The organism is Natronococcus sp. CG52, assembly GCF_023913515.1.
GTDB classification, from domain to species: Archaea; Halobacteriota; Halobacteria; order Halobacteriales; family Natrialbaceae; genus Natronococcus; species Natronococcus zhouii.
In genome coordinates this window covers 1,118,785-1,136,453 of sequence record NZ_CP099391.1, presented here as the reverse complement: position 1 = coordinate 1,136,453, position 17,669 = coordinate 1,118,785, and the positions used below count along the sequence as shown (strand labels likewise).

The following is a 17,669-nucleotide window of genomic DNA, read 5'->3' as shown; positions in this document are numbered from 1 at the left end:
TGTCGAAAGAGGACTCGGAGAAGAAATAAAACCTCTCACCCGTCCCCGACGACCAGCACCGGCCGCGTCGCGAGTCTGGTGACCCCGTCGACCGTACTGCCGAGCAGCGCGCGCTTGAACCCCGAACGGCCTCGAGAACCGACGACGATGGCGTCGACGTCGCGTTCGTCCGCGTAGGCGACGATCTCCTCGTGTGGAACGCCGGCGCGGAGAACCGTCTCGACGGGGATCCCGGCGTCGTCGACCGCCTCCTCGAGTCGGGCCAGCGACGCCTCGGCGCGCTCTCGAAGCCGCCGTTCGGTCTCGTCCGGATCGACGATGTGGTTGTCGTAGGCCGTCCGCGTCTCGACGACGGCGATTCCCTCGAGGGTTGCGTCGAGCCGTTCCGCGAGACCGATCGCATGCTCTGTGGCCAGCACCGCGGCGTCGCTGCCGTCCGTCGCGACGAGAAGCGAGTCGTACATACGCGGACCTACGGGCCACCCCAGCAAAGAGTTACACCCAGTCGTTGCTACTGGGCCGACCGAGTCGTCACTCGTCGGTGACCGGATCTCGAGCCGACACCGCTGCGATGACGTTCTGGATATACCGCATACTCGTTGCGATCGACATAATACCGTCCATCAGTGTCTGCTGGCTCGCTCCGTCCGGATAGATGCGGTACTCGACCTGAATCGTCTCCGCGTCCCGCAGTTCGCAGGACGTCTCCTCCTCGTCGAGAAACGTGTAGAACCCCGGCGTCGCGGCGAGCATCGGTCCGACGTACTGGAGCAGTTCGCTGCGGCGCTGGTCGTCCCGGAGCAGGGTTCTGGCTGCGTCAGTGTCGAATCCGCTCCGGCCGACGATCCGGACCGGCCCGAACTCGGTTTCTTTGATAACGTGTACCGGGAGCTGTGAGAGTTCGACCTGGAAGTTGAACGCGGTCTCCTCGTCACTGTGACGAGTTACGGTACTGATCGCCGTGTCGTCCAGCCACTCTCGCACCTGCGTTTCGCTCACGTGGGTCAGCATACGGACCCGTCCACGGCTGCCCGAATAAGGCTTCAGCGTGCCCCAGCCTGCAAATTGAACGCGGACCGCCGATCGGGGCGGCCCTGATCCGATTCCGGGTCGCCGCGACTACTCGTTCTTCTTCGGCATCGTCGAGTGTCGCTTCACCGCCCGCATATCCGCCCGTTCGGAGGGCGGCGGCGCCATCGTCGAGTGGCGAGACGAGCCGCTCGAGCCGCCGAGTCCACCTCCGTCGCCGGATCCGAGGAGTCCGCCGTCATCGTCGTCTCCTTCCCCGGTCTCGCCTTCTCCGTCCTCCTCTTCCTCGTCGTGTTCGCCGGCGTCGCTCTCGTCGTCCGAGGCGGTCGCCTCCTCGAGCCGGTCTTTCATCGATTCGATCTCGTCGCCGAACTCCTCGAACGACGAACTCATCGCCGACCGAAGGCGGTCCTCGAGTTCGCCGGTCGCATCCTCGCCCGCCTCACCGCCGGCTTCGTCATCGCTCGTCGAGTCCCGTTCGGCCTCGTCGGTCTCGTCGGTTTCGTCGTCGGTATCCTCCGTCATCGTCTCGTCCTCCTCAGTTGTCGTCTCTCGAAGTTCGTCGATCACGTCCTCGAGTTCGTCCTCCTCCGACCGATCTGTGAGCCTCGCGAGGCGTACCAGTCGCTGGAGCTCCTCGACGTGCTCCGGTTCGCCCTTGGTGATCGCCTCCGGGAGCGTCTCGGGCTCGGTCCCGTCAGAAAGCGTTCCGAGGCCGACCGCCTCGAGCAGTTCGCCGGGGTCGGTCGACTCGATGATGTCGGCCGCCTCGTCGGCGAGTTTGAGAAGTTCGCGGTCATCGCCGTCGTTTTCGTCCGGAACCGCTAGCGAGCCGCTTTCGGTGCTAGCTGCGTCCAGGAGTTCCGTGATTCGGTCGTGGAGTTGTTCGGTCATGGTTCGATACCGTTTCGGTGGTGGTCGGAGTAGTCGAGAGGGTTACGCCGACTCGGCTTCCGCCTCGTTTCCGTCGTCCCCGTCGGACTCGTCGCCCTTCTCGTCCGCAACCGTCTCGATGATCTGTTCGGTCATTTCCTCGCGGCTGAGGTTCGCTTTGACGCCGACGTCCTTGGCGACCGACTGCAGGTCCTGGTACGACATTACGCCCAGGAAGTCCTCGAGCGTCCCGCGTCGGAGATCCTCGAGTTCCTCGACGGACGGCTCGTCGGGTTCCTCCGCGGAGTCGGCCGCTTCGTCTTCTTCCTCGGCTTCGGTCTCCTGCTCGTCTTCGGCCTCGGTTTCGTCCTCCTCCTCGGCTTCCTCATCTTCGGCTTCCTCGGCTTCTTCCGATTCGCCGTCGGTGAGGCTGCCGGCCACCGACGAGAGGGCGTCCTCGCCGACGACGCTGCTGATCGCCTCGGTGATCGCCGTCCGAATCGCCGACACGAGTTCCGAGAGGATTTCGCGGAGGTTCTTGCCCTCCTCGATACCCTGTTTGAGCGTTGCCTGAATCTCTCCGCCGATCTGGGCGCCGATCTCGCGTCCGAATTGCTCGCCGAACTTGCGACCGACGGCCGCACCGACGTCGCCGCCGTCGAGATTGTCCTTGAGACTGCCGTCGCCGAGCAGATCCGCGACGTCGACCTGTTCGGTGACCTCGTCGGTGACCATTTCTTTCAGTCCGGAGTCCTCACTCATCGGCTCCACCTCGAGCCGGTCGTACGAGAGAACTCGGTTGCATGGCTAGTCTCCACCCTCGTCCTCGTCTTCGTCCTCTACGGAGTTCTCGCTTTCGGATTCGTCGTCCGCCCCGTCGGCTTCGTCGTCGCTCTCGTCCGAGTCCGACTCCTCGCTCTCGGACTCGTCGGCTCCGTCGTCGCCCTCCGCTTCCTCATCTTCGCTTTCGTCTTCTTCGTCCTCGTCCTCAGCTTCCGCCTCGTCCTCACCCTCGCTTTCGTCTTCCTCGTCTTCGTCCTTGCCGGGACTGAGCAGCTCCTCGACGACGAGTCCGCCGATAGTTTTCCCGAGACTTTCACCGATCTTTCGGCCGATGACCGCGCCGATCAGTCCGCCGAGGGTCTCGCCGAGTGGCTCGTCCTCGTCGATCTCGCCCTCCCACTGGGTCCCCTCGATGAGTTCCTCGAGTTCGAGGTTCTCGGTGATCTTTTCGTAGTCGATCTGCTGTGTCAGGGATTTAGATTCTTCACTCATTGTTATGCTTCAGACTGCGACGTTTCTTCGGGAGTCTCTTCGTCCGGCTCAAGCTGTTCGATCAGTGCCTGGAGGATTTCCCGGACCACCGTCGCGACGAACTCCTCGACGGGTAAGCTCGGGAGGAGTCCGCGGAGGCTCTCCTTCATCGAGCCGAGCGCGGAGGCGATTCGGTCCTTTGCCGAACCGAGTCCGGAGGCGATCCGGCCCTCGCCGTCCTCCTCGCTTTCGTCTCCTTCGTCCTCGGCTTCCTCTTCCTCACCCTCGTCGCCACCGAGCAGTTCGCTGACGAACTCGCGGGGCTTGCTCACCAGAGACGTAAGCGCTTCCTTGGACTTGCCCAGCACCGAACTGATCGCCTCCTTGGGCTTCTCGAGCAGCGACTTGACGCCGCCCAGAAGCGCCTGCGAGCCGTCGAGCAGTCCGGTGACTGCCGACAGCAGGTTTCCGACCAGATTTCCCTCGCCCGGTCGAGCCGACACGTCGAGCGTGACCGGATTCAGGTTGACCTCGAGGCCGAGCAGATCGAGGAAGAGCCCGTCGAGGTCGAGGTGCAACACGTTCGAGGTGTCGTCGCCCTCGTAGACGTCTTCCGCGTCCTCGACGTGCTCGCTGGTTTCTTCCCCCTCTTCAGCTTCCTCGTCTTCAGCTTCAGCTTCGGCTTCCTCGTCTTCGTCTTCAGCTTCGGCTTCCTCGTCTTCGTCTTCAGCTTCGGCTTCCTCGTCCTCTTCGGCTTCCTCGTCTTCAGCTTCAGCTTCCTCGTCCTCTTCGGCCTCCTCGTCTGTCTCGTCTGGTTCCTCCTCGGATTCCTCGTCCTCTTCAGTCTCTTCGTCCTCCGTTTCGGCTTCTTCGTCTGGTTCCTCCTCGGCTTCTTCGCTGTCTTCGACTTCTTCCTGTACCTCTCCTCCGTCCGTCAGTATCCGGCGTTCCTCTCGAGTCTCGTCCTCGTCCGTTCGTAGCGGACCTGAACCAGATCCGACCGATGCGGGATCCGAACGTTCTTCCGATCCGCCAGGTTCTCGCCTCCCAGTCATTATTCGACAGAACACACGAGAGTGTCCGTTGTGGTGGTTTGCCTTGCGTATGCGACCGTTCAACAGCAGTCCACTAATTCAAGAATCGAGAACTACCGGAACGTCGATCCGTCAGAACTCGAGGTCGGCTACTCGGGGCATCCGAGGACGACCGCGTACTCGCCGTGTGTCACGTCTCCGTCGTGATACGCGACGGGTTCCTCGATCGCCGCGACCGTCCCGCCGTCGACCGACGCACCGGTGGCGATCCCCTCGAGCCGTTTCCGTCCGACGGTTCCGTCCTCGAGGTCGAACCAGCGGATCGCGTGCGCGTCGGGGTTCCGCACCCGGAAGTTCTGCGCGCAGGGAGCGACGACCGTCGCACCGTCGGTCGCGAGTTCGTGGACGAACCCCTCTGCTGCTGCGTCCCAGAGAACGTCACCGCCGTCGTCGAAGGCGGCGATCCGGTGCTCGTTCGGATGCCGGCTCTCCGTCTCGCGGCTCCCTTCGGCGTAGGTGTTCCCCGTGACGAACACGACCCGCCCATCGTTCGCGTACGCGTGGTTCGGGTAGGCGTACAGCGTCTCGCCGTCGATCTCGGTCTTGACTGCCAGATCGACGGCCCACCGCTCGGCGCCGCCGGGTCCGAGCAGGTAGCCCCGCTTGTCGCCGTGACTCGAGACCGCGATCGAGTCGCCGTCGAACGAGACGTCGCCGACGCGGCGGTCGCCTTCGGTTCCGGGGTCCCAGGTCCACGCGAGGTCTCCGGTGTCGGCCTCGAGAACGACCAGTCCGTTGTCGTGCTCGCCCATACAGCGGTTGTAGCCGACCGCCAGCCGTTCGCCGTCGTCGCTCAGGTCGAGTGCGATGGGTGAGGCGTCCGTCTCGTAGCGCCAGCGGACCGTCCCGTCCGCGTCGAACGCGAGGACCGTGCTGTACCACCGCCGCGTTTCACCGTCGCGCTCGTAGCGGCGGGCCGCCGCGTACAGTCGGTCGTCGTCCGCTCCACCGTCGGTCTCGAGCGCGACGACGTAGGGCAGGTAGAAGACGGAGTCCTTGACCGGAGTTCCGACGTCTTCGGCCGCCTCGTAGCGCCAGCGGGTCTCGCCCGTCTCGAAGTCGAGAGCCGCGATCGATCCCGTCTCGCCGCGTCCGGCGACGACCACCGTGTCCTCGCTTCCGTCATCGCCGTTTCCGATCGTCGCGATCCCGACCGGGTGATCCGGATGCTCGACGGACCACCGAGGCTCGAGCGAGTTGGCATCGAACGACGTTACCGACCCGTTCCACTGGCCGGTGACGACGGCGTCGTCGGTCGCGTGGACGGCCGACCGAGTCCACATGTGTCGGCTGCGGGCGCTCTCGATTTCGCCGAGGGGGTGCCGTCGAAACGCTGCATCCCGTTCGTGCTTGGTGTCTGCCTCTGCCATACTTACTCCTCTACGGGGAACGTCTCGTGGAGCGCGTCGTGGGACTCGCCGAGTCCGTCGACGACGCTCTCGCCCTGGACGCGCAGGCGCTGGATCGCCCGTTCGGCGTTTCGTACCTCGAGGAGACGCCCTCGCGTGTAATCGTACTCGGGGTCGTCCGCGTCCATCGCCGCGACCTCCTCCTCGAGATCGACCAGCGCGGCGTCCAGGTGGCGTTCGATCCCGGAGAGACTCTCGGCCTCGGCGAGGCCTTCGATCGGCCCCTCGAGGTGTCCCTCGAGTTCCTTCTCCGCGTGTTCGCGGGTGCTCCGGTCCCCGACGCCGAGGACGTTCATCAGTCCGAGTCGTACCGCTTCTATCTCGTGACAGCTCATAGTGATTCGTTGTCGTTGGTCGGATGGTGATCGGTCGGTTGCCGCACGGTACTACGCTACAGGATCTGATCGACGAGGTCGCTGACGACGCGGTCCCTGTCGAGGTGGTCGGCGACGATTCGCTCGGCGTCGTCCGCGCCGACATCGCCGTACCAGACGCCGTCGGGGTAGACGGCGACCATCGGCCCGTCGCCGCAGCGCCCGAGACACGACGAGCGCGTGATGCGCGCGTCGCAGTGGTCGGAGTCGCGAGCCTCCTGACGGAGTCGCTCGAGCACCGCGGGAGAACCCGTGTCGGCGCAGGTCCGGTTCGTACAGACCGAAACGTGCTTTCCCGGCGCGTCGTGGCTGTGGGGCTCGTCGTCGACTGCCTCGCGGTCGGCGTGTGCATCCCGGTGAGCCAGCGCGCGGAGCATGGCTCGCGCGCCGCCGACGTCCTCCTCGTAGCCCTCGAGGTCGACCTTGTACTTGCACGTGTCACAGGACATCTCGACGCTTTCCGTCCGCGCTTCCTGCCAGCGATCGGCGAAGACGTCGAGCAGCCGCGAGTCCGTGCCGAGCGGGTCCCCGGCCAGCGCGTCGGCGTAGGGATACTCGTCGTCGAAGTCGGCCGTCCAGTCCCGGATCCGCTGGGTGAGGACGCCGTCGCCGAGCATGTACGGGAGGACGACGACGGCCTCCGGGCGGTGCTTCGAGAGCCCGTGGAGGGTGTCCTCGAGCGTCGGTTCCGTGACGCCGACGAACGACGCCTCGACCCGGTCGAACTCGCGACCCTCGTAAAGTAATCGGGCCAGCTTGTGCACGTCGCCGTTGGCGTCCGGATCGCTCGAGCCCCGGCCGCAGACGACGACGGCGACGTCGTCGCGCTCGCGGTCGACGCCGAGTTCTCGCTCGACCGCGGCCGCCCGGTCGTCCAGCAGGTCGAGGATCGCCGGATGGATCCCGAGGTGTGCGCCGTTATCGATCTCGAGATCGTACGCGGCGCGACCCCGCTCGATTGCCAGCGGGACGTCGTTCTTGACGTGGCTCGCGGCGAACAGCGAGCAGTGGACGACCGTTACCCGGGAGACGAGCGTCGCCAGTTCGGCGAACGCCTCGTCGATCGACGGCTCGGCGAGTTCGAGGAACGCGGCGTCGACCGGAACCCCGAGCCGGGACTCGAGGTCGGCGGCCAGTTCCCGCACCTGTTCGTTCGACTTCTCGCGCCTGGAGCCGTGGCCGATCAGCAGAACGGCCTCGTCGTCGAAGGCCGCGAGCGCGTCGGTCCCGGAGTCGGCGTCGGTCGTGTGATGCATTGGTGGGTCCTCGATTCGCGTGGTGTGGTGCGCTAGTCGTACGACTCCGCCTGCTCGAGGCTTCGCTCGAGCTTTCGGCGGCGGCTCGGGGCGAAGCAGCCGGTCTCCTCGCAGTTCTCGTAGAGCCACGTTCCGAAGGCGGGTGCGGCGTCGTCGTCGACGCCGAACCAGTAGCCGCCGGAGGAGGTCTCGGAAAGCTCGCCGAGGGGTGCGTCTACCGGACAGTCGGCGATCAGCTCCCGGGTTAGCTCGAGCAGGTCCCGGTCGTCGTGGACGAACGAGATGCCGACGGTGCCGCTCTTGGACTTGAAGCAGATCGTGCCACAGCCCTCGAGTAGCCCCCGAAGCAGTTCTCGGTCGTGGCTCGAGAAGGCTCCGAAGCGGTAGTTGCCGCGGCCGTCGACGGGGAGGCCGAGGGCACTGCTGCGGCCGAGCAGCCCCGTAGCGCCGTTTCCATCGCTCTCACCGCCCTCGCTTTCGTCACCGCCGATCGAGAGCGTGTACTCGTCCTCCGTCCGGGTGATCGAGGTGTCGTGGGCGTAGTCGCGACTGCTCGTGTCGTGCTCGACGTCGCCGCCTGCGACGGCCGCCAGCACCTGTGCGGAGGTCTCGTCGTTGGTAACGACCTCGATACCGGTATCGCCGACGTCGCCGCTGCCGGCGACGTGACCCCAGAGGTACGCGCTCGCAGGGTGGCCCCCGAGCGGATCCGCGGGAACCTCGATCTCGAGCGAGGGGTTAGCTTCGCTCATTCGTCCACCTCTTCGACGATAATCGCGTCCGTCGGACAGGCCGCGGCGGCCTGCTTCGCCTCGTCGATGCGGTCGTCGTCGAACGTCGCGACGACCTGCTGTTCGGTATCCGTAACGTCGCCCTCGCAGTCGTAGACGGGGTCCGCGTCGGGGTCGATCGTCGCGAGGCCGTCCTCTCCCTCGACGAACCGCGGGTCGCGGGTCAGGCAGGCGAAGATGCCGTCGCAGGCGTCCTTCTCGATGGTGATCCGGTAGGCCGGCATGATCAGTAGTCGTACTTCGTCTCGTAGCCCCGCGGCGTGACCATCCGGTCGTCCCAGACGTAGGTGTCCTCGGTGCCGACGACGATCGTCGTCGTCATGTCGATTATCTCGCTCTCGCCGAGTTCCTCGAGTTCGCCGAGTTCGGTGATCATCACCTGTTCGTCCTCGCGGCCGGCGCCGTGGACGATGCCGACCGGCGTGTCGGCGTCGCGGTGAGTCAGCAGGATCTCACAACACTTCTGGAAGTTCTCCCGGCGCTTGCGGCTCCACGGGTTGTAGACCGTGATCGTGAAGTTCTCGCTCGCGACGGAGTGGAGCCGCGACTCGATCTCGGGCATCGGGACGAGGTGATCCGACAGCGAAACCGAGACGGTGTCGTTGACCAGCGGCGCGCCCAGCCGCGCCGCGCAGGACTGGGCGGCCGGGACGCCCGGCACGACGTCGAACTCGACCATCGACGCGGTCGCGCCCTTGGACTCGAGGATCTCCAGTGCGAGGCCGGCCAGCGCGTAGACGTTGGGATCGCCGCTGCCGACGATGGCGACGTCGTTGCCCGCGAGCGTGCGGTCGATCGACTCCTCGGTGCGGGAGACCTCGCCGCACATCGGCGTGTCGTAGATCTCGTCGGCCTGCTCGGTGATCTCGTCGGGAATCAGCTCGATGTACGTCGTGTAGCCGACGATGTGGTCGGCCTCGAGCAGCGCCGTCTTGGCGCGCTCGGTCATCCCCTCCGGGTGGCCGGGACCGAGCCCGACGGCGGTCAGCTGTCCCGGCTCGGCGTCGAAGTCGGCGACGGTCGCGCCGACCTCCTGCTCGTGGGAGTCGCTCTCGTCGTCGGAGTTCGACGCGCCGCACTTGGAACCGGAAGACGACGAACTCGAGGCCCCGCACTTCGATCCCGAGGAGGCGTTCGTCCCGGTCTCAGGTTCGGTTTCGGTTTCGCTCGTCGATGCGCCGCACTTCGAACTCGATTCGGCGTCCGTGTCTGCATTGGTATCCGTACTCATGGTTGTGGCTCGTTAGAAGTCGTCGACGTCACGCCCGCCGCGGGGGGTGACGAGGTACGTTCGGTCGTCGTTGCTCCAGGTCTCGGTCTCGTGGTTGCCGATGATGAGCGAGGTACCCATCCCCGACACCCTGTCGTCGTGGTCGGCGGCCTCGCCGAGCGTGGTGATGAACTCGCTCTCGCCGTTCCGGCCGGCGTCGGCGCGGCCGGCGTCGTTGACGATCGCCACGCGGGCGTCGTCGGTCCGCTCCTCGCGGACGATCTCGACCGCCTGCTCGTAGTTGCGCCAGCAGTTGTAGAGGACGATCACGAAGTCCGAGATCGCCGCCGCGCGCAGCTTCTCCTCGATCTCGTCCCAGCCGCGCCACTTGTCCGACAGCGAGATCGTACAGAAGTCGTTACACAGCGGCGCGCCGACGTTCGCTGACCCGCCGAGTGCTGCGGTTAGGCCGGGAACGATCTCGATCGGCACATCCGTTGCGTCCTCCTCCTCGGCCATTTTGAAGACGAGGTCGGACTTACCGTACACCGACGGGTCGCCGCCGGAGACGTGGGCGACGTCTTTCCCCTCGCGGACGAAGTCGAACGCCGCTTGAGCGAGTTCGATCTGGCGTCCCATCGTTGAGCGAACGATCTCCTGTTCGAAGCCGTCCTCGCGGGTGGCGATACCCTCGTCGTCGGTCCGTTCCTCGGAGGGGAGCGTGCCGTCGTCCCGGAGGAACGTCTGATAGAGACTCGAGGCGATGACGACGTCGGCGGACTCGATAACTCGTTTGGCCTTCACCGTCATGTGATCCGGCAGACCGGGGCCGATGCCGACGACGTAGAGGGTCCCGTGATCGTCGGGAGTGCCCCCGGTCGTCGGGTCGGCGTTCGCACTCGTCTCCGCAGGTTCGGCGTCGGAACTCATCGACCGATCGCCACCGTAACCTCGTTCTCGTACCCGATCTTTTCGAGCACCAGCTCCCGCTCGGCTCCGCCGGCGATGGCGGAGGCCTCGGAGACGCCCGGCCAGCCGATCAACTCCTTGGACTTCGAGGGCGTCGGCCCCTCGTGTGCGAGCAGGGTCTCCTTGTCGAAGGCGACGACGCCGAGGTCGAGTTCCCGGGCTGCCTCAAGCAGTCCCTCCTCCTCTTCCTTCCGGGTCGCGGTACCGACGAACTCGACGTCGTCGAAGTCGTACTCCGTCTCCTCGAGCGCTTCCTCCCAGGCGGCGAGGAACGACTCCTTGCTCGCCCCGGAGACGCTGCCCGTTCCGAGCACGATGCCGTCGTCCTTGTTGCGTTTGAGAACGGTTACGTCGTCGCCGACGAGCACCGCACGCGGTCCGTCGAGACGGGCGACGGGACCGAGGTTGTCGTCGAGGACGGCGAGGTTCGTCTTCACGGTCGAGTCGCCGTTGACGACGTGGGTGTCCATCGCCTTCGCTCGGGACTCGACGCCCTGCTTGCCCGCGGCCTCGGAGGCGGTCGTCATCGCCGGCACGGCACCCATCGTCGCCAGGTCCTGTGCGACCTGGTTCGCACCGTGGTGACCGCCCGTGATCGGGATGGCCCACGTCAGTTCCTCGTCGACCACGCAGATCGCGGGATCGTCCCACTTGTCGTCGAGCAGGTGGGCCGTCTTGCGCATCGCGATTCCCGAGGCCATCAGACCGATGAAGCAGTCGTACTCGCCCCAGTGCTCCTCGAAGACGTCGCCGTGGTACTCGAGGATCTCGATCGCCTCGTAGCGATCGCCGATCTCCGCTTTGATCTCCTCGGCGGTGTCCATCTTCCGTCCGAAGGAGACGATCGCGATCTCTTCGGCCACCTCGCCGTCCGAATCCGGCGTGGAGCAGTGTCCGCCGTCCGAATCTGTGCTCGAGTCGTCCGTCCCGTCCGCGTTCTTGCTGCCTGAACTCATTGTGAAACCTCTCTCGTAGCGAAATCGTCCTGTCCACGTTCTATCGACCCGATCAGTCCACCGACCGGGTGGGACTGAAAGGGGCTGCCTCGGTCGATCCGGTGAGGCGATGCAAGGACCGTAGCGGAGCGAGGACCGCAGCGAGTCGCAACCGGTCGAGCGAGGCAGGGGCTTTCACCGTGTTCGCGGTATCGACTACGCCACATCTCAGTCATCGCTGGCCTCCGTCTCGCCCGAACTTCCCGAAGAACCGCGATTGGCCCAGTCGCCGTAGAGGTAGGATCGCTCGTAGCCCGCGCCGGTCACGGCGTCGCCGATGACGACCAGCGCCGAGGCGCGGTAGCCCGCCTCCTCGACCCTGTCCGCGATGTCGCCGATCGAGCCGACGATGACGTCCTCGTCCGGCCAGGAGGCGTGGTAGATCACCGCGACCGGCGTCTCGGGGTCGTGGCCGTCCTCGAGCAGGCGATCCATCGTGTCCCGGACCGCGTGGGTCCCGAGGTAGATGCAGGTCGTCACGTCGCCCATCTCGACGAAGTCGGAGATGTGGTCCTCCTCCGGGCTCAGAGTCTTGCCCTGCGGCCGGGTGAACGCGACGTGGTTCGAGACCTCGTTGAGCGTCAGCTGCGTCCGCAGCGTCGCGCTGGCCGCGAACGCCGAGGTGACGCCCGGAACGAAGTGGGTCGGGACGCCCTCGTACTCTAAGGCGTCCATCTGCTCGAGGGCCGCCCCGTAGATGGCGGGGTCGCCGCTGTGGAGCCGAACCACGTTCTGGCCCTCCTCGTAGGCGTCCCGCATGAGGGGAATCAGCTCCTCGAGGTCTTTCCCCACGGAGTTGACGAGTTCGGCGTGGTCGCAGTACTCGTCCAGGAGTTCGCTGTTGACCAGCGAGCCGGCGTGGACCACGAGGTCGGCCTCCTCGAGAAGCTCCTTCCCGGCGACCGTCAGCAGCCGCGGGTTGCCGGGACCGGCGCCGACGAACGGGACCCCCTCCTGTTCGTCGCCGGCGCTGTGCTCGAATATTCGATCGTCCAGTTCCTCCCGGCGGCGATCCCCCTGCGCGTCGATCGCGTCCTGCGGATCGTTCTCCCCGGTGCCGCCGTCCGTCTCCGTCGTCTCGTCACTCATGATCGTGTCCTCCGCAGTCGCCGTGTTCGCAGCCCTCGGCGCGCTCGAGGTCCGCGCTCCGGTCACTTCCGGAAGACCGCGGGTCTTCCGACGTTCGCCTCGTTTCACTCGGCTCACCACCGTCGGCGACCGGCTCGCTCCCGTTCGACTTCCCACCGCTCGAACTGCCGTCCGCGTCGTCGTCGTCCGTCCTGAACGCCGCCGTCGCCTGCTCGACCTCGAGATCCGCCTTCTCGGCGTAGGCCAGCGTGTAGTAGTCGCGCTCGTCGATCTCCGCGGGGTCGTCCGTCACCAGGGTCTCACCCTGTTCCATGAACAGCCGTCGGCCGTAGGTCACCTCGTAGCCGGCGTCGACGAGCCCCTCGTGGGTCGCCGGCGCGTCGGTGACCTTGAAGAGGATCATCCGGTCCGGCCCCGTCGGGCTGTGGCCGTTCGCGGCCTCCCGAAGCGAGAGGCCCGCGCCGGCCTCGATCTCGACGTCCAGCGCGGTCGCGAACGCCGTCACGGCGCTGACGCCGGGGACGATCTCGAGGTCCACGTCGGGGTGGAAGGCGTCGATCGTCCGGCGCAGGTGGCCGAACGTGGAGTAGACGTTCGGATCGCCCAGCGTGACGAAGGCGACGTCGCCGTCGCGAGCGTTCGGTGCGATCTCCGCCGCAGCCTCCTTCCACGCGCTTCGCAGCTTCTCCTCGTCTTTCGTCATCGGGAAGTCGAGATCCCCGATGCGCTCCTCGGAAACGTGCTCGAGCGCGACGGTCCGGGAGAGTCGGCCCGGCGAGTAGACCACGTCGGCCTCCTCGAGTACCCGTTTCCCGCGGACCGTCACGAGGTCGGCCTCGCCGGGTCCGAGTCCGACGCCGTAAAGGGTCACCCGTCGACCCCTCCGGTTCCGCCTGCGGCGACCGTCGCGCCGCCATCTTCGTCGTCGTCTCCCGCCGGCGTCGCACTGCCGACCAGCATGTAGACCGGGTTGTCGGAGTCGAAACTCGTCGCGCCGGCCAGTTCGTAGCCGTGGCTCACCTGGAACTGGACGACGTCCTCGAGCAGGTCCCGCTCGCGGAACGCCTCGGTCGCCCTGCCGGCGACCTCGATCCGGGAGACGTTCATCACGATGCGGTCGACGCCCGTCTCCGCGGCGTGGTCGAGTACGGCCTCGAAGTTGCGGCTGCCGCCGAGGAAGAGCGCGTCGGCGTCTGCGGGCAGCCCCTCGGGCGCCTCCGCGTTGCGAAGTTCGACGTCGGCTCGAACCGCGTCCTCGTTCGCGGCGAGGTTCTTCTCGGTCGTCTCGAGTCGTTCGCCTTTCCGCTCGAGCGCGGTGACGCGGCCGACCCGCTGTGCGGCCTCGATCGTGACGGCGCCGGTACAGGAGCCGACCTCCGCGAAGTGGTCGTCCCCGGTGAGCGCGAGTTTCGAAAGGACGACGGCGCGGACCTCCGGCTTGGTCGGCCCGGCCTTCGCGTCGTGTGGCAGCGCGATGGGTGGCATCACCCGAGGATGACTGTCGCATCCACTAAAACAATTTTGGTTGGGTTAGATCAAGTACTATTGCCCATTTTTGGTTGTAGTAGAGAAACAGAGCTTGTAGAGTCCGACAGGAGTTTCAGATCGACTGGACGATACGTCTGGAGTCCGCTCGAGAAATCGGCCGAGTCGCTTTCGGATGCCTACTCGGATTCGACGGTGACGTCGAACTTATCGTCCCACCGGTACCGTCGGCCGCCCCAGACGAACGAGTGGCGGGTCAGCCCGTACACCAGAAGGGGGATCGCCGCCAACACCACCGGGTACGCCGCGAGGAACGTCCACCGCCGAATGCCGAACGCGGCGTAGACGCCGGCCATCCAAAACGTTGTCAGTGTCAACGCAGGGAGCGGAAACAGGACGCATCCGACGGCCAGTACGGCTCCGATGGCCGCCTGAACGGCGGTGCCCGTCGGGTCGTGTCGGCGGATGATCTGCGCGAACCGGACCTGATTTTCGAGCGTATCGCGAATCGAGCCGCCGATTTCGACGCGTCGGGTCCGCTTGACGGTCGTGAAATCGACGTACTCCATGAGGAGGCCGTCGTCGCTCACCGTTCGGCGAAGGTCCGCGAGGAACGCCGCCTCGTCGTCGAGATCGACGCGTTCGAAGACGAGAGATCCACCCCACGGAATGTCCGCGAGGTAGACGGCGAGCGTTCCGCTGATGGCGTACGTCGGCTCGAGCACCGCGGCGAGGGGGTCCTGACCGATGAAAACCGGAAGCTCGGAGGTCGGACCGCGCCGGTCGTAATCGGCGCGCAACCCCTCGAGCCAGTCCGACGGATGGTGAAAGTCGTCGTCCGTCCAGACGATCCGATCGGTTTCGGCCGCTTCCATCCCGGCCGCGATCGCGTTCGCCTTCCCGGAACAACCCTCGGGCTCGCCGGCGACGACCAGCCTGACGTTGTCGGGATAGTCGTCGACGCGCTCGACGACCGACTCGATCGGCCCGTCGCAGACGACGAGGAGTACGTCCCTCGGTCGGAGCTGTTCGGCGACCTCCTCGCAAGCGTCGTTCCACCCCGTGGTCGGCAGGATAACGGTTGCTGGCGTGACACCTCCCATACCACCTACATTCGCTCCGTAACGATCAAACGATAGGCCGCTACCGATCTCGGTCGAAGCGGCAGCTCCGCGGTCGGCATCCCGATAGCGATCGGTCGGCTCGGTCAGCGACGTATCTCCTCGAGGAACCGATTGAACGCCCCGCTCTCGGGGTGGACGTGGACGTAGGTGCCGAGCGACTCGTGCTCGACCAGCCCGTCGTGTTCGCCGTCGATGCCGTCGCCGCGAACGGTTTCGAAGGCGAATCTGGCGTCGTCGTCGACGTCCGCGCTCGAGTAGTGGAACTCGTGGCCGCGGATCGACTCGCCGGCGCGGGCGGTCAGCGTCCCGTCGACCGCCTCGAGTTCGGCGTGATCGAGCGCCCGGTAGCGGTCGTGCATGGTCACGTCGGCCGGGAGGATGCCTGCCATCTCCCCGCGCTCGCCGTCGGCGGTCGTCAGCGACCGGGACATGGCCATCAGGCCGCCGCACTCGCCGAACACCGGCAGCCCCTCGATCGCGCGCTCGCCGAGTTCCGACAGGGTTCCGCCGGCCTCGAGGTCGGCGACGTGCAGTTCCGGGTACCCTCCGGGAAGGTAGACGCCGTCGCAGTCGGGTACCGGATCGCCGGAAACGGGCGAGAACGTCACCAGTTCGGCCCGCTCGCGGAACCGTTCGATCGTCGCCGGATACCGGAAGCAGAAGGCCGCGTCGCTGGCGACGGCGATTCGAGCGTCGACCGGCTCCGATTCGGCGTCCGTCAGTTCCGCGGTCGGCGGTTCGCTCGCGACCGCGGCCAGCCGTTCGGCCTCGAGCGTCTCGGCCGCTTCTCGCAGCGCCTCTCGCGGGAGTGCTGCCTCCTCGCCCATCTCGAGGCCGAGGTGGCGGTCGGGAATCTCGAGGTCGCCGTTGGGCGGGATCCGGCCGAAGTACTCGAGGTCGTCGGGGAGCGCGTCCCGGATTCCCTGCTCGTGGCGGCCGCCGTGGGCGCGCTGGGCGACGATCCCCGCGACGTCGACGTCACGTCCGATCGCATCGGCGTACTCGCGAAAGCCCAGCGCCGTCGCCGCGACGCTCTCCATGCCGGCCTTCGCGTCGACGACGAGGACGACCGGGAGGTCGAGCGCCTCCGCGACCATCGCCGTGCTCGAGCCGTCGCCGTCGTACAGGCCCATGACTCCCTCGACGACGCAGATATCTCCCTCACCGCGTGCGTAGTTACGGCGGAGGCCCTCCTCACCGCAGAGCCAGAGATCGAGAGTGCGAGATGGTCGACCCGCGATCGCCTCGTGGTGGCTCGGATCGATGAAGTCCGGTCCCGCCTTCGCGGGCTGGACGGCGTATCCGGCGTCCTCGAGCGCCTGTACGATCGACAGCGTCGCCACGGTCTTCCCGACGCCGGAGCTGACGCCGCCGAGGACGAACCCGTTCATGCGTAGGGATTCGAACACCGCGACTTGAAGACATCGGTGGTAGCCGGCCGCGTCCGCGCGAAGGGAAACCAAGTTGGGGATCGCTCGCGTCGGCTCGAACGACAACCGTGAGCGAAGCTACGGAGGCCGCGGACGCGGCTGCGATACCCGCACTGAAGGAACGCGCCGGCGTCGTCAACGCGCTCGCCGACGGTACACAGACGGCGCTCGTTCGCCATCCGACCCTCGACCCGGGTACGATCGACGACCGGTTCGTCCTCTATCCGGCCTACAGCCACCAGGAGCCCGACCGCTATCGGCCCGACCGCGAGGCGTACTACCACCGGTCGAGCACCAAACCCGACGGCGGCGTTCCGATCCGTGCCGTCGCAGAGGTCCGCGAGGAGTACCGTGTCTCGAGCGACGACCTCGAGGCGCTCGCCCGACACTACGTCTACAGCCCCGACGGACTGCGAGAGAAGTACGATCCGGACGGCGAACTGCGCGTGCTGTTGCTCCGGGTCGCCGAACTCGAGTCGCCGCGGCTCGTCGAGGAGCGAGGGGAGTACCGCGGCTGTCGCGCCTGGATCGAACTGGTCGACGACGTCGAGGTCGATCGCGCGTCGGCAACGCCGGTGCTGGACGACGTGGCCTTCGCCGAGCGCCGGGCGGCGATCCGGAGCGCGCTCGAGTAATCGGGTCGACCGCAACCACCGACGAACTTAATAGACGCAATCCGCTACGTCGTCTCCGCTGGTTCCCATGACTGAGGAAACCGATGACCGGACCGAGTACCACCTTCGGGAGGCGATTCGACACCTCAGTGAGGCACAGGAGGGCGACCTCAGGAAGACGAACGCCGCCGCCATCGAAGAGGTTCTCAACACCGTTTCGACGGTCCTTCGTGAACACACCGAGGACGAATAGCGACGGTCCGTTCTTTTCGCCGCAGGTGCGGCGCCGCTCGTCGACTGCACACCGTCCGTCGGACCCGGGATCGTCGGCCACAGCGTTATCCGGACCCTTCCCCTCTACCACGATATGACCGACGAGCAAGAGCGCCGAAATCAGGGCAGCCACGGGGAGCGAGAATATGCGGACGGTGGCGACCAGCAGAGGGGCGACGTCCCGGGGTCGACACGCGAGTGCCACCGTCGCGGCTGCGACGAACGCGCGCAGTTCGTCGTCCTCGAGCGATACCAGGAGGAGACCGGAAAGGGTGCCGTCGAGGCCGAAGCCGCCCTGTGCCGGGACCACACCGACGAGGAGAGTCCGGCGAACCTCGAGGGTGCCTACGACGACTACGTCTTCCACGTCGAACCGATTTCGAACGGGTAACACGAGCCG

General features: G+C 66.4%; 22 protein-coding genes. 3 read left to right on the top strand and 19 right to left on the bottom strand.

Annotated features, from left to right (window positions below; translation table 11 throughout):
- Positions 1 to 35: 35 nt before the first annotated feature.
- The 19 genes from NED97_RS05895 to NED97_RS05805 all read right to left on the bottom strand — a co-directional run bounded on the left by NED97_RS05895 (position 36) and on the right by NED97_RS05805 (position 16,343).
- Positions 36 to 464: a universal stress protein gene (locus NED97_RS05895; protein WP_252489792.1), complete on the bottom strand. Its 429-nt coding sequence runs from the start codon at positions 462 to 464 to the stop codon at positions 36 to 38.
- Positions 465 to 531: 67 nt separating this feature from the next.
- Positions 532 to 1,011, bottom strand: coding sequence for a hypothetical protein (locus tag NED97_RS05890; protein ID WP_252489791.1), 480 nt, complete (start codon positions 1,009 to 1,011; stop codon positions 532 to 534).
- 108 nt (positions 1,012 to 1,119) lie between these two features.
- Positions 1,120 to 1,923: a peroxisomal biogenesis factor 3 gene (locus tag NED97_RS05885; RefSeq protein WP_252489790.1), complete on the bottom strand. Its 804-nt coding sequence runs from the start codon at positions 1,921 to 1,923 to the stop codon at positions 1,120 to 1,122.
- A gap of 42 nt (positions 1,924 to 1,965) precedes the next feature.
- Positions 1,966 to 2,664 (bottom strand): hypothetical protein, encoded by a 699-nt coding sequence (locus NED97_RS05880; protein ID WP_252489789.1) that lies wholly within the window; start codon positions 2,662 to 2,664, stop codon positions 1,966 to 1,968.
- A 45-nt stretch (positions 2,665 to 2,709) separates the two neighbouring features.
- The gene (locus NED97_RS05875) at positions 2,710 to 3,177 is read right to left on the bottom strand and encodes a hypothetical protein (protein ID WP_252489788.1); all 468 of its coding nucleotides are present in this window, start codon (positions 3,175 to 3,177) and stop codon (positions 2,710 to 2,712) included.
- Between the two features lie 2 nt (positions 3,178 to 3,179).
- On the bottom strand, positions 3,180 to 4,211 hold the full coding sequence (locus NED97_RS05870) for a hypothetical protein (protein WP_252489787.1): 1,032 nt from the start codon (positions 4,209 to 4,211) through the stop codon (positions 3,180 to 3,182).
- A gap of 128 nt (positions 4,212 to 4,339) precedes the next feature.
- Entirely contained in the window at positions 4,340 to 5,620 is a 1,281-nt protein-coding gene (locus tag NED97_RS05865) for an outer membrane protein assembly factor BamB family protein (RefSeq protein ID WP_252489786.1), read from the bottom strand.
- 2 nt (positions 5,621 to 5,622) lie between these two features.
- Positions 5,623 to 5,994, bottom strand: a complete 372-nt coding sequence (locus NED97_RS05860) for a DUF3209 family protein (protein WP_252489785.1) — start codon at positions 5,992 to 5,994, stop codon at positions 5,623 to 5,625.
- A gap of 56 nt (positions 5,995 to 6,050) precedes the next feature.
- Positions 6,051 to 7,289 carry a CbiX/SirB N-terminal domain-containing protein gene (locus NED97_RS05855; protein WP_252489784.1) on the bottom strand — a complete coding sequence of 413 codons (1,239 nt, stop codon included), beginning with the start codon at positions 7,287 to 7,289 and terminating at the stop codon, positions 6,051 to 6,053.
- A 32-nt stretch (positions 7,290 to 7,321) separates the two neighbouring features.
- The gene (locus NED97_RS05850) at positions 7,322 to 8,041 is read right to left on the bottom strand and encodes a cobalamin biosynthesis protein (RefSeq protein WP_252489783.1); all 720 of its coding nucleotides are present in this window, start codon (positions 8,039 to 8,041) and stop codon (positions 7,322 to 7,324) included.
- On the bottom strand, positions 8,038 to 8,304 hold the full coding sequence (locus tag NED97_RS05845; protein ID WP_252489782.1) for a ferredoxin: 267 nt from the start codon (positions 8,302 to 8,304) through the stop codon (positions 8,038 to 8,040). The genes NED97_RS05850 and NED97_RS05845 overlap by 4 nt, the downstream gene beginning before the upstream one ends.
- 2 nt (positions 8,305 to 8,306) lie before the next feature.
- Positions 8,307 to 9,311: a precorrin-3B C(17)-methyltransferase gene (cobJ, locus tag NED97_RS05840; protein WP_252489781.1), complete on the bottom strand. Its 1,005-nt coding sequence runs from the start codon at positions 9,309 to 9,311 to the stop codon at positions 8,307 to 8,309.
- A gap of 12 nt (positions 9,312 to 9,323) precedes the next feature.
- Entirely contained in the window at positions 9,324 to 10,220 is an 897-nt protein-coding gene (locus NED97_RS05835) for a precorrin-3B C(17)-methyltransferase (RefSeq protein ID WP_252489780.1), read from the bottom strand.
- Complete coding sequence (cbiG, locus tag NED97_RS05830; protein WP_252489779.1) at positions 10,217 to 11,215, bottom strand: cobalt-precorrin 5A hydrolase; 999 nt, start codon at positions 11,213 to 11,215, stop codon at positions 10,217 to 10,219. Before cbiG ends, NED97_RS05835 begins: the two co-directional genes overlap by 4 nt.
- Positions 11,216 to 11,422: 207 nt before the next feature.
- A complete protein-coding gene (locus NED97_RS05825; protein ID WP_252489778.1) occupies positions 11,423 to 12,343 on the bottom strand; it encodes a cobalt-precorrin-4/precorrin-4 C(11)-methyltransferase in 921 nt (306 codons plus the stop codon).
- Positions 12,336 to 13,214 carry a cobalt-factor II C(20)-methyltransferase gene (locus tag NED97_RS05820; protein ID WP_252489777.1) on the bottom strand — a complete coding sequence of 293 codons (879 nt, stop codon included), beginning with the start codon at positions 13,212 to 13,214 and terminating at the stop codon, positions 12,336 to 12,338. Before NED97_RS05820 ends, NED97_RS05825 begins: the two co-directional genes overlap by 8 nt.
- Positions 13,211 to 13,828 (bottom strand): precorrin-6Y C5,15-methyltransferase (decarboxylating) subunit CbiT, encoded by a 618-nt coding sequence (cbiT, locus tag NED97_RS05815; RefSeq protein ID WP_252489776.1) that lies wholly within the window; start codon positions 13,826 to 13,828, stop codon positions 13,211 to 13,213. Before cbiT ends, NED97_RS05820 begins: the two co-directional genes overlap by 4 nt.
- A 179-nt stretch (positions 13,829 to 14,007) precedes the next feature.
- Positions 14,008 to 14,931, bottom strand: a complete 924-nt coding sequence (locus NED97_RS05810; protein ID WP_252489775.1) for a glycosyltransferase — start codon at positions 14,929 to 14,931, stop codon at positions 14,008 to 14,010.
- Positions 14,932 to 15,035: 104 nt separating this feature from the next.
- Positions 15,036 to 16,343: a cobyrinic acid a,c-diamide synthase gene (locus tag NED97_RS05805; RefSeq protein WP_252489774.1), complete on the bottom strand. Its 1,308-nt coding sequence runs from the start codon at positions 16,341 to 16,343 to the stop codon at positions 15,036 to 15,038.
- Between the two features lie 107 nt (positions 16,344 to 16,450).
- Here NED97_RS05805 and NED97_RS05800 point away from each other — a divergent pair, with 107 nt between their 5' ends.
- The 3 genes from NED97_RS05800 (at position 16,451) to NED97_RS05790 (ending at position 17,660) form a co-directional block, all read left to right on the top strand.
- Complete coding sequence (locus tag NED97_RS05800; RefSeq protein ID WP_252489773.1) at positions 16,451 to 17,017, top strand: DUF1802 family protein; 567 nt, start codon at positions 16,451 to 16,453, stop codon at positions 17,015 to 17,017.
- Between the two features lie 67 nt (positions 17,018 to 17,084).
- Positions 17,085 to 17,249 (top strand): hypothetical protein, encoded by a 165-nt coding sequence (locus NED97_RS05795; RefSeq protein ID WP_252489772.1) that lies wholly within the window; start codon positions 17,085 to 17,087, stop codon positions 17,247 to 17,249.
- Positions 17,250 to 17,363: 114 nt separating this feature from the next.
- Positions 17,364 to 17,660, top strand: a complete 297-nt coding sequence (locus NED97_RS05790) for a hypothetical protein (protein WP_252489771.1) — start codon at positions 17,364 to 17,366, stop codon at positions 17,658 to 17,660.
- Positions 17,661 to 17,669: the final 9 nt, after the last annotated feature.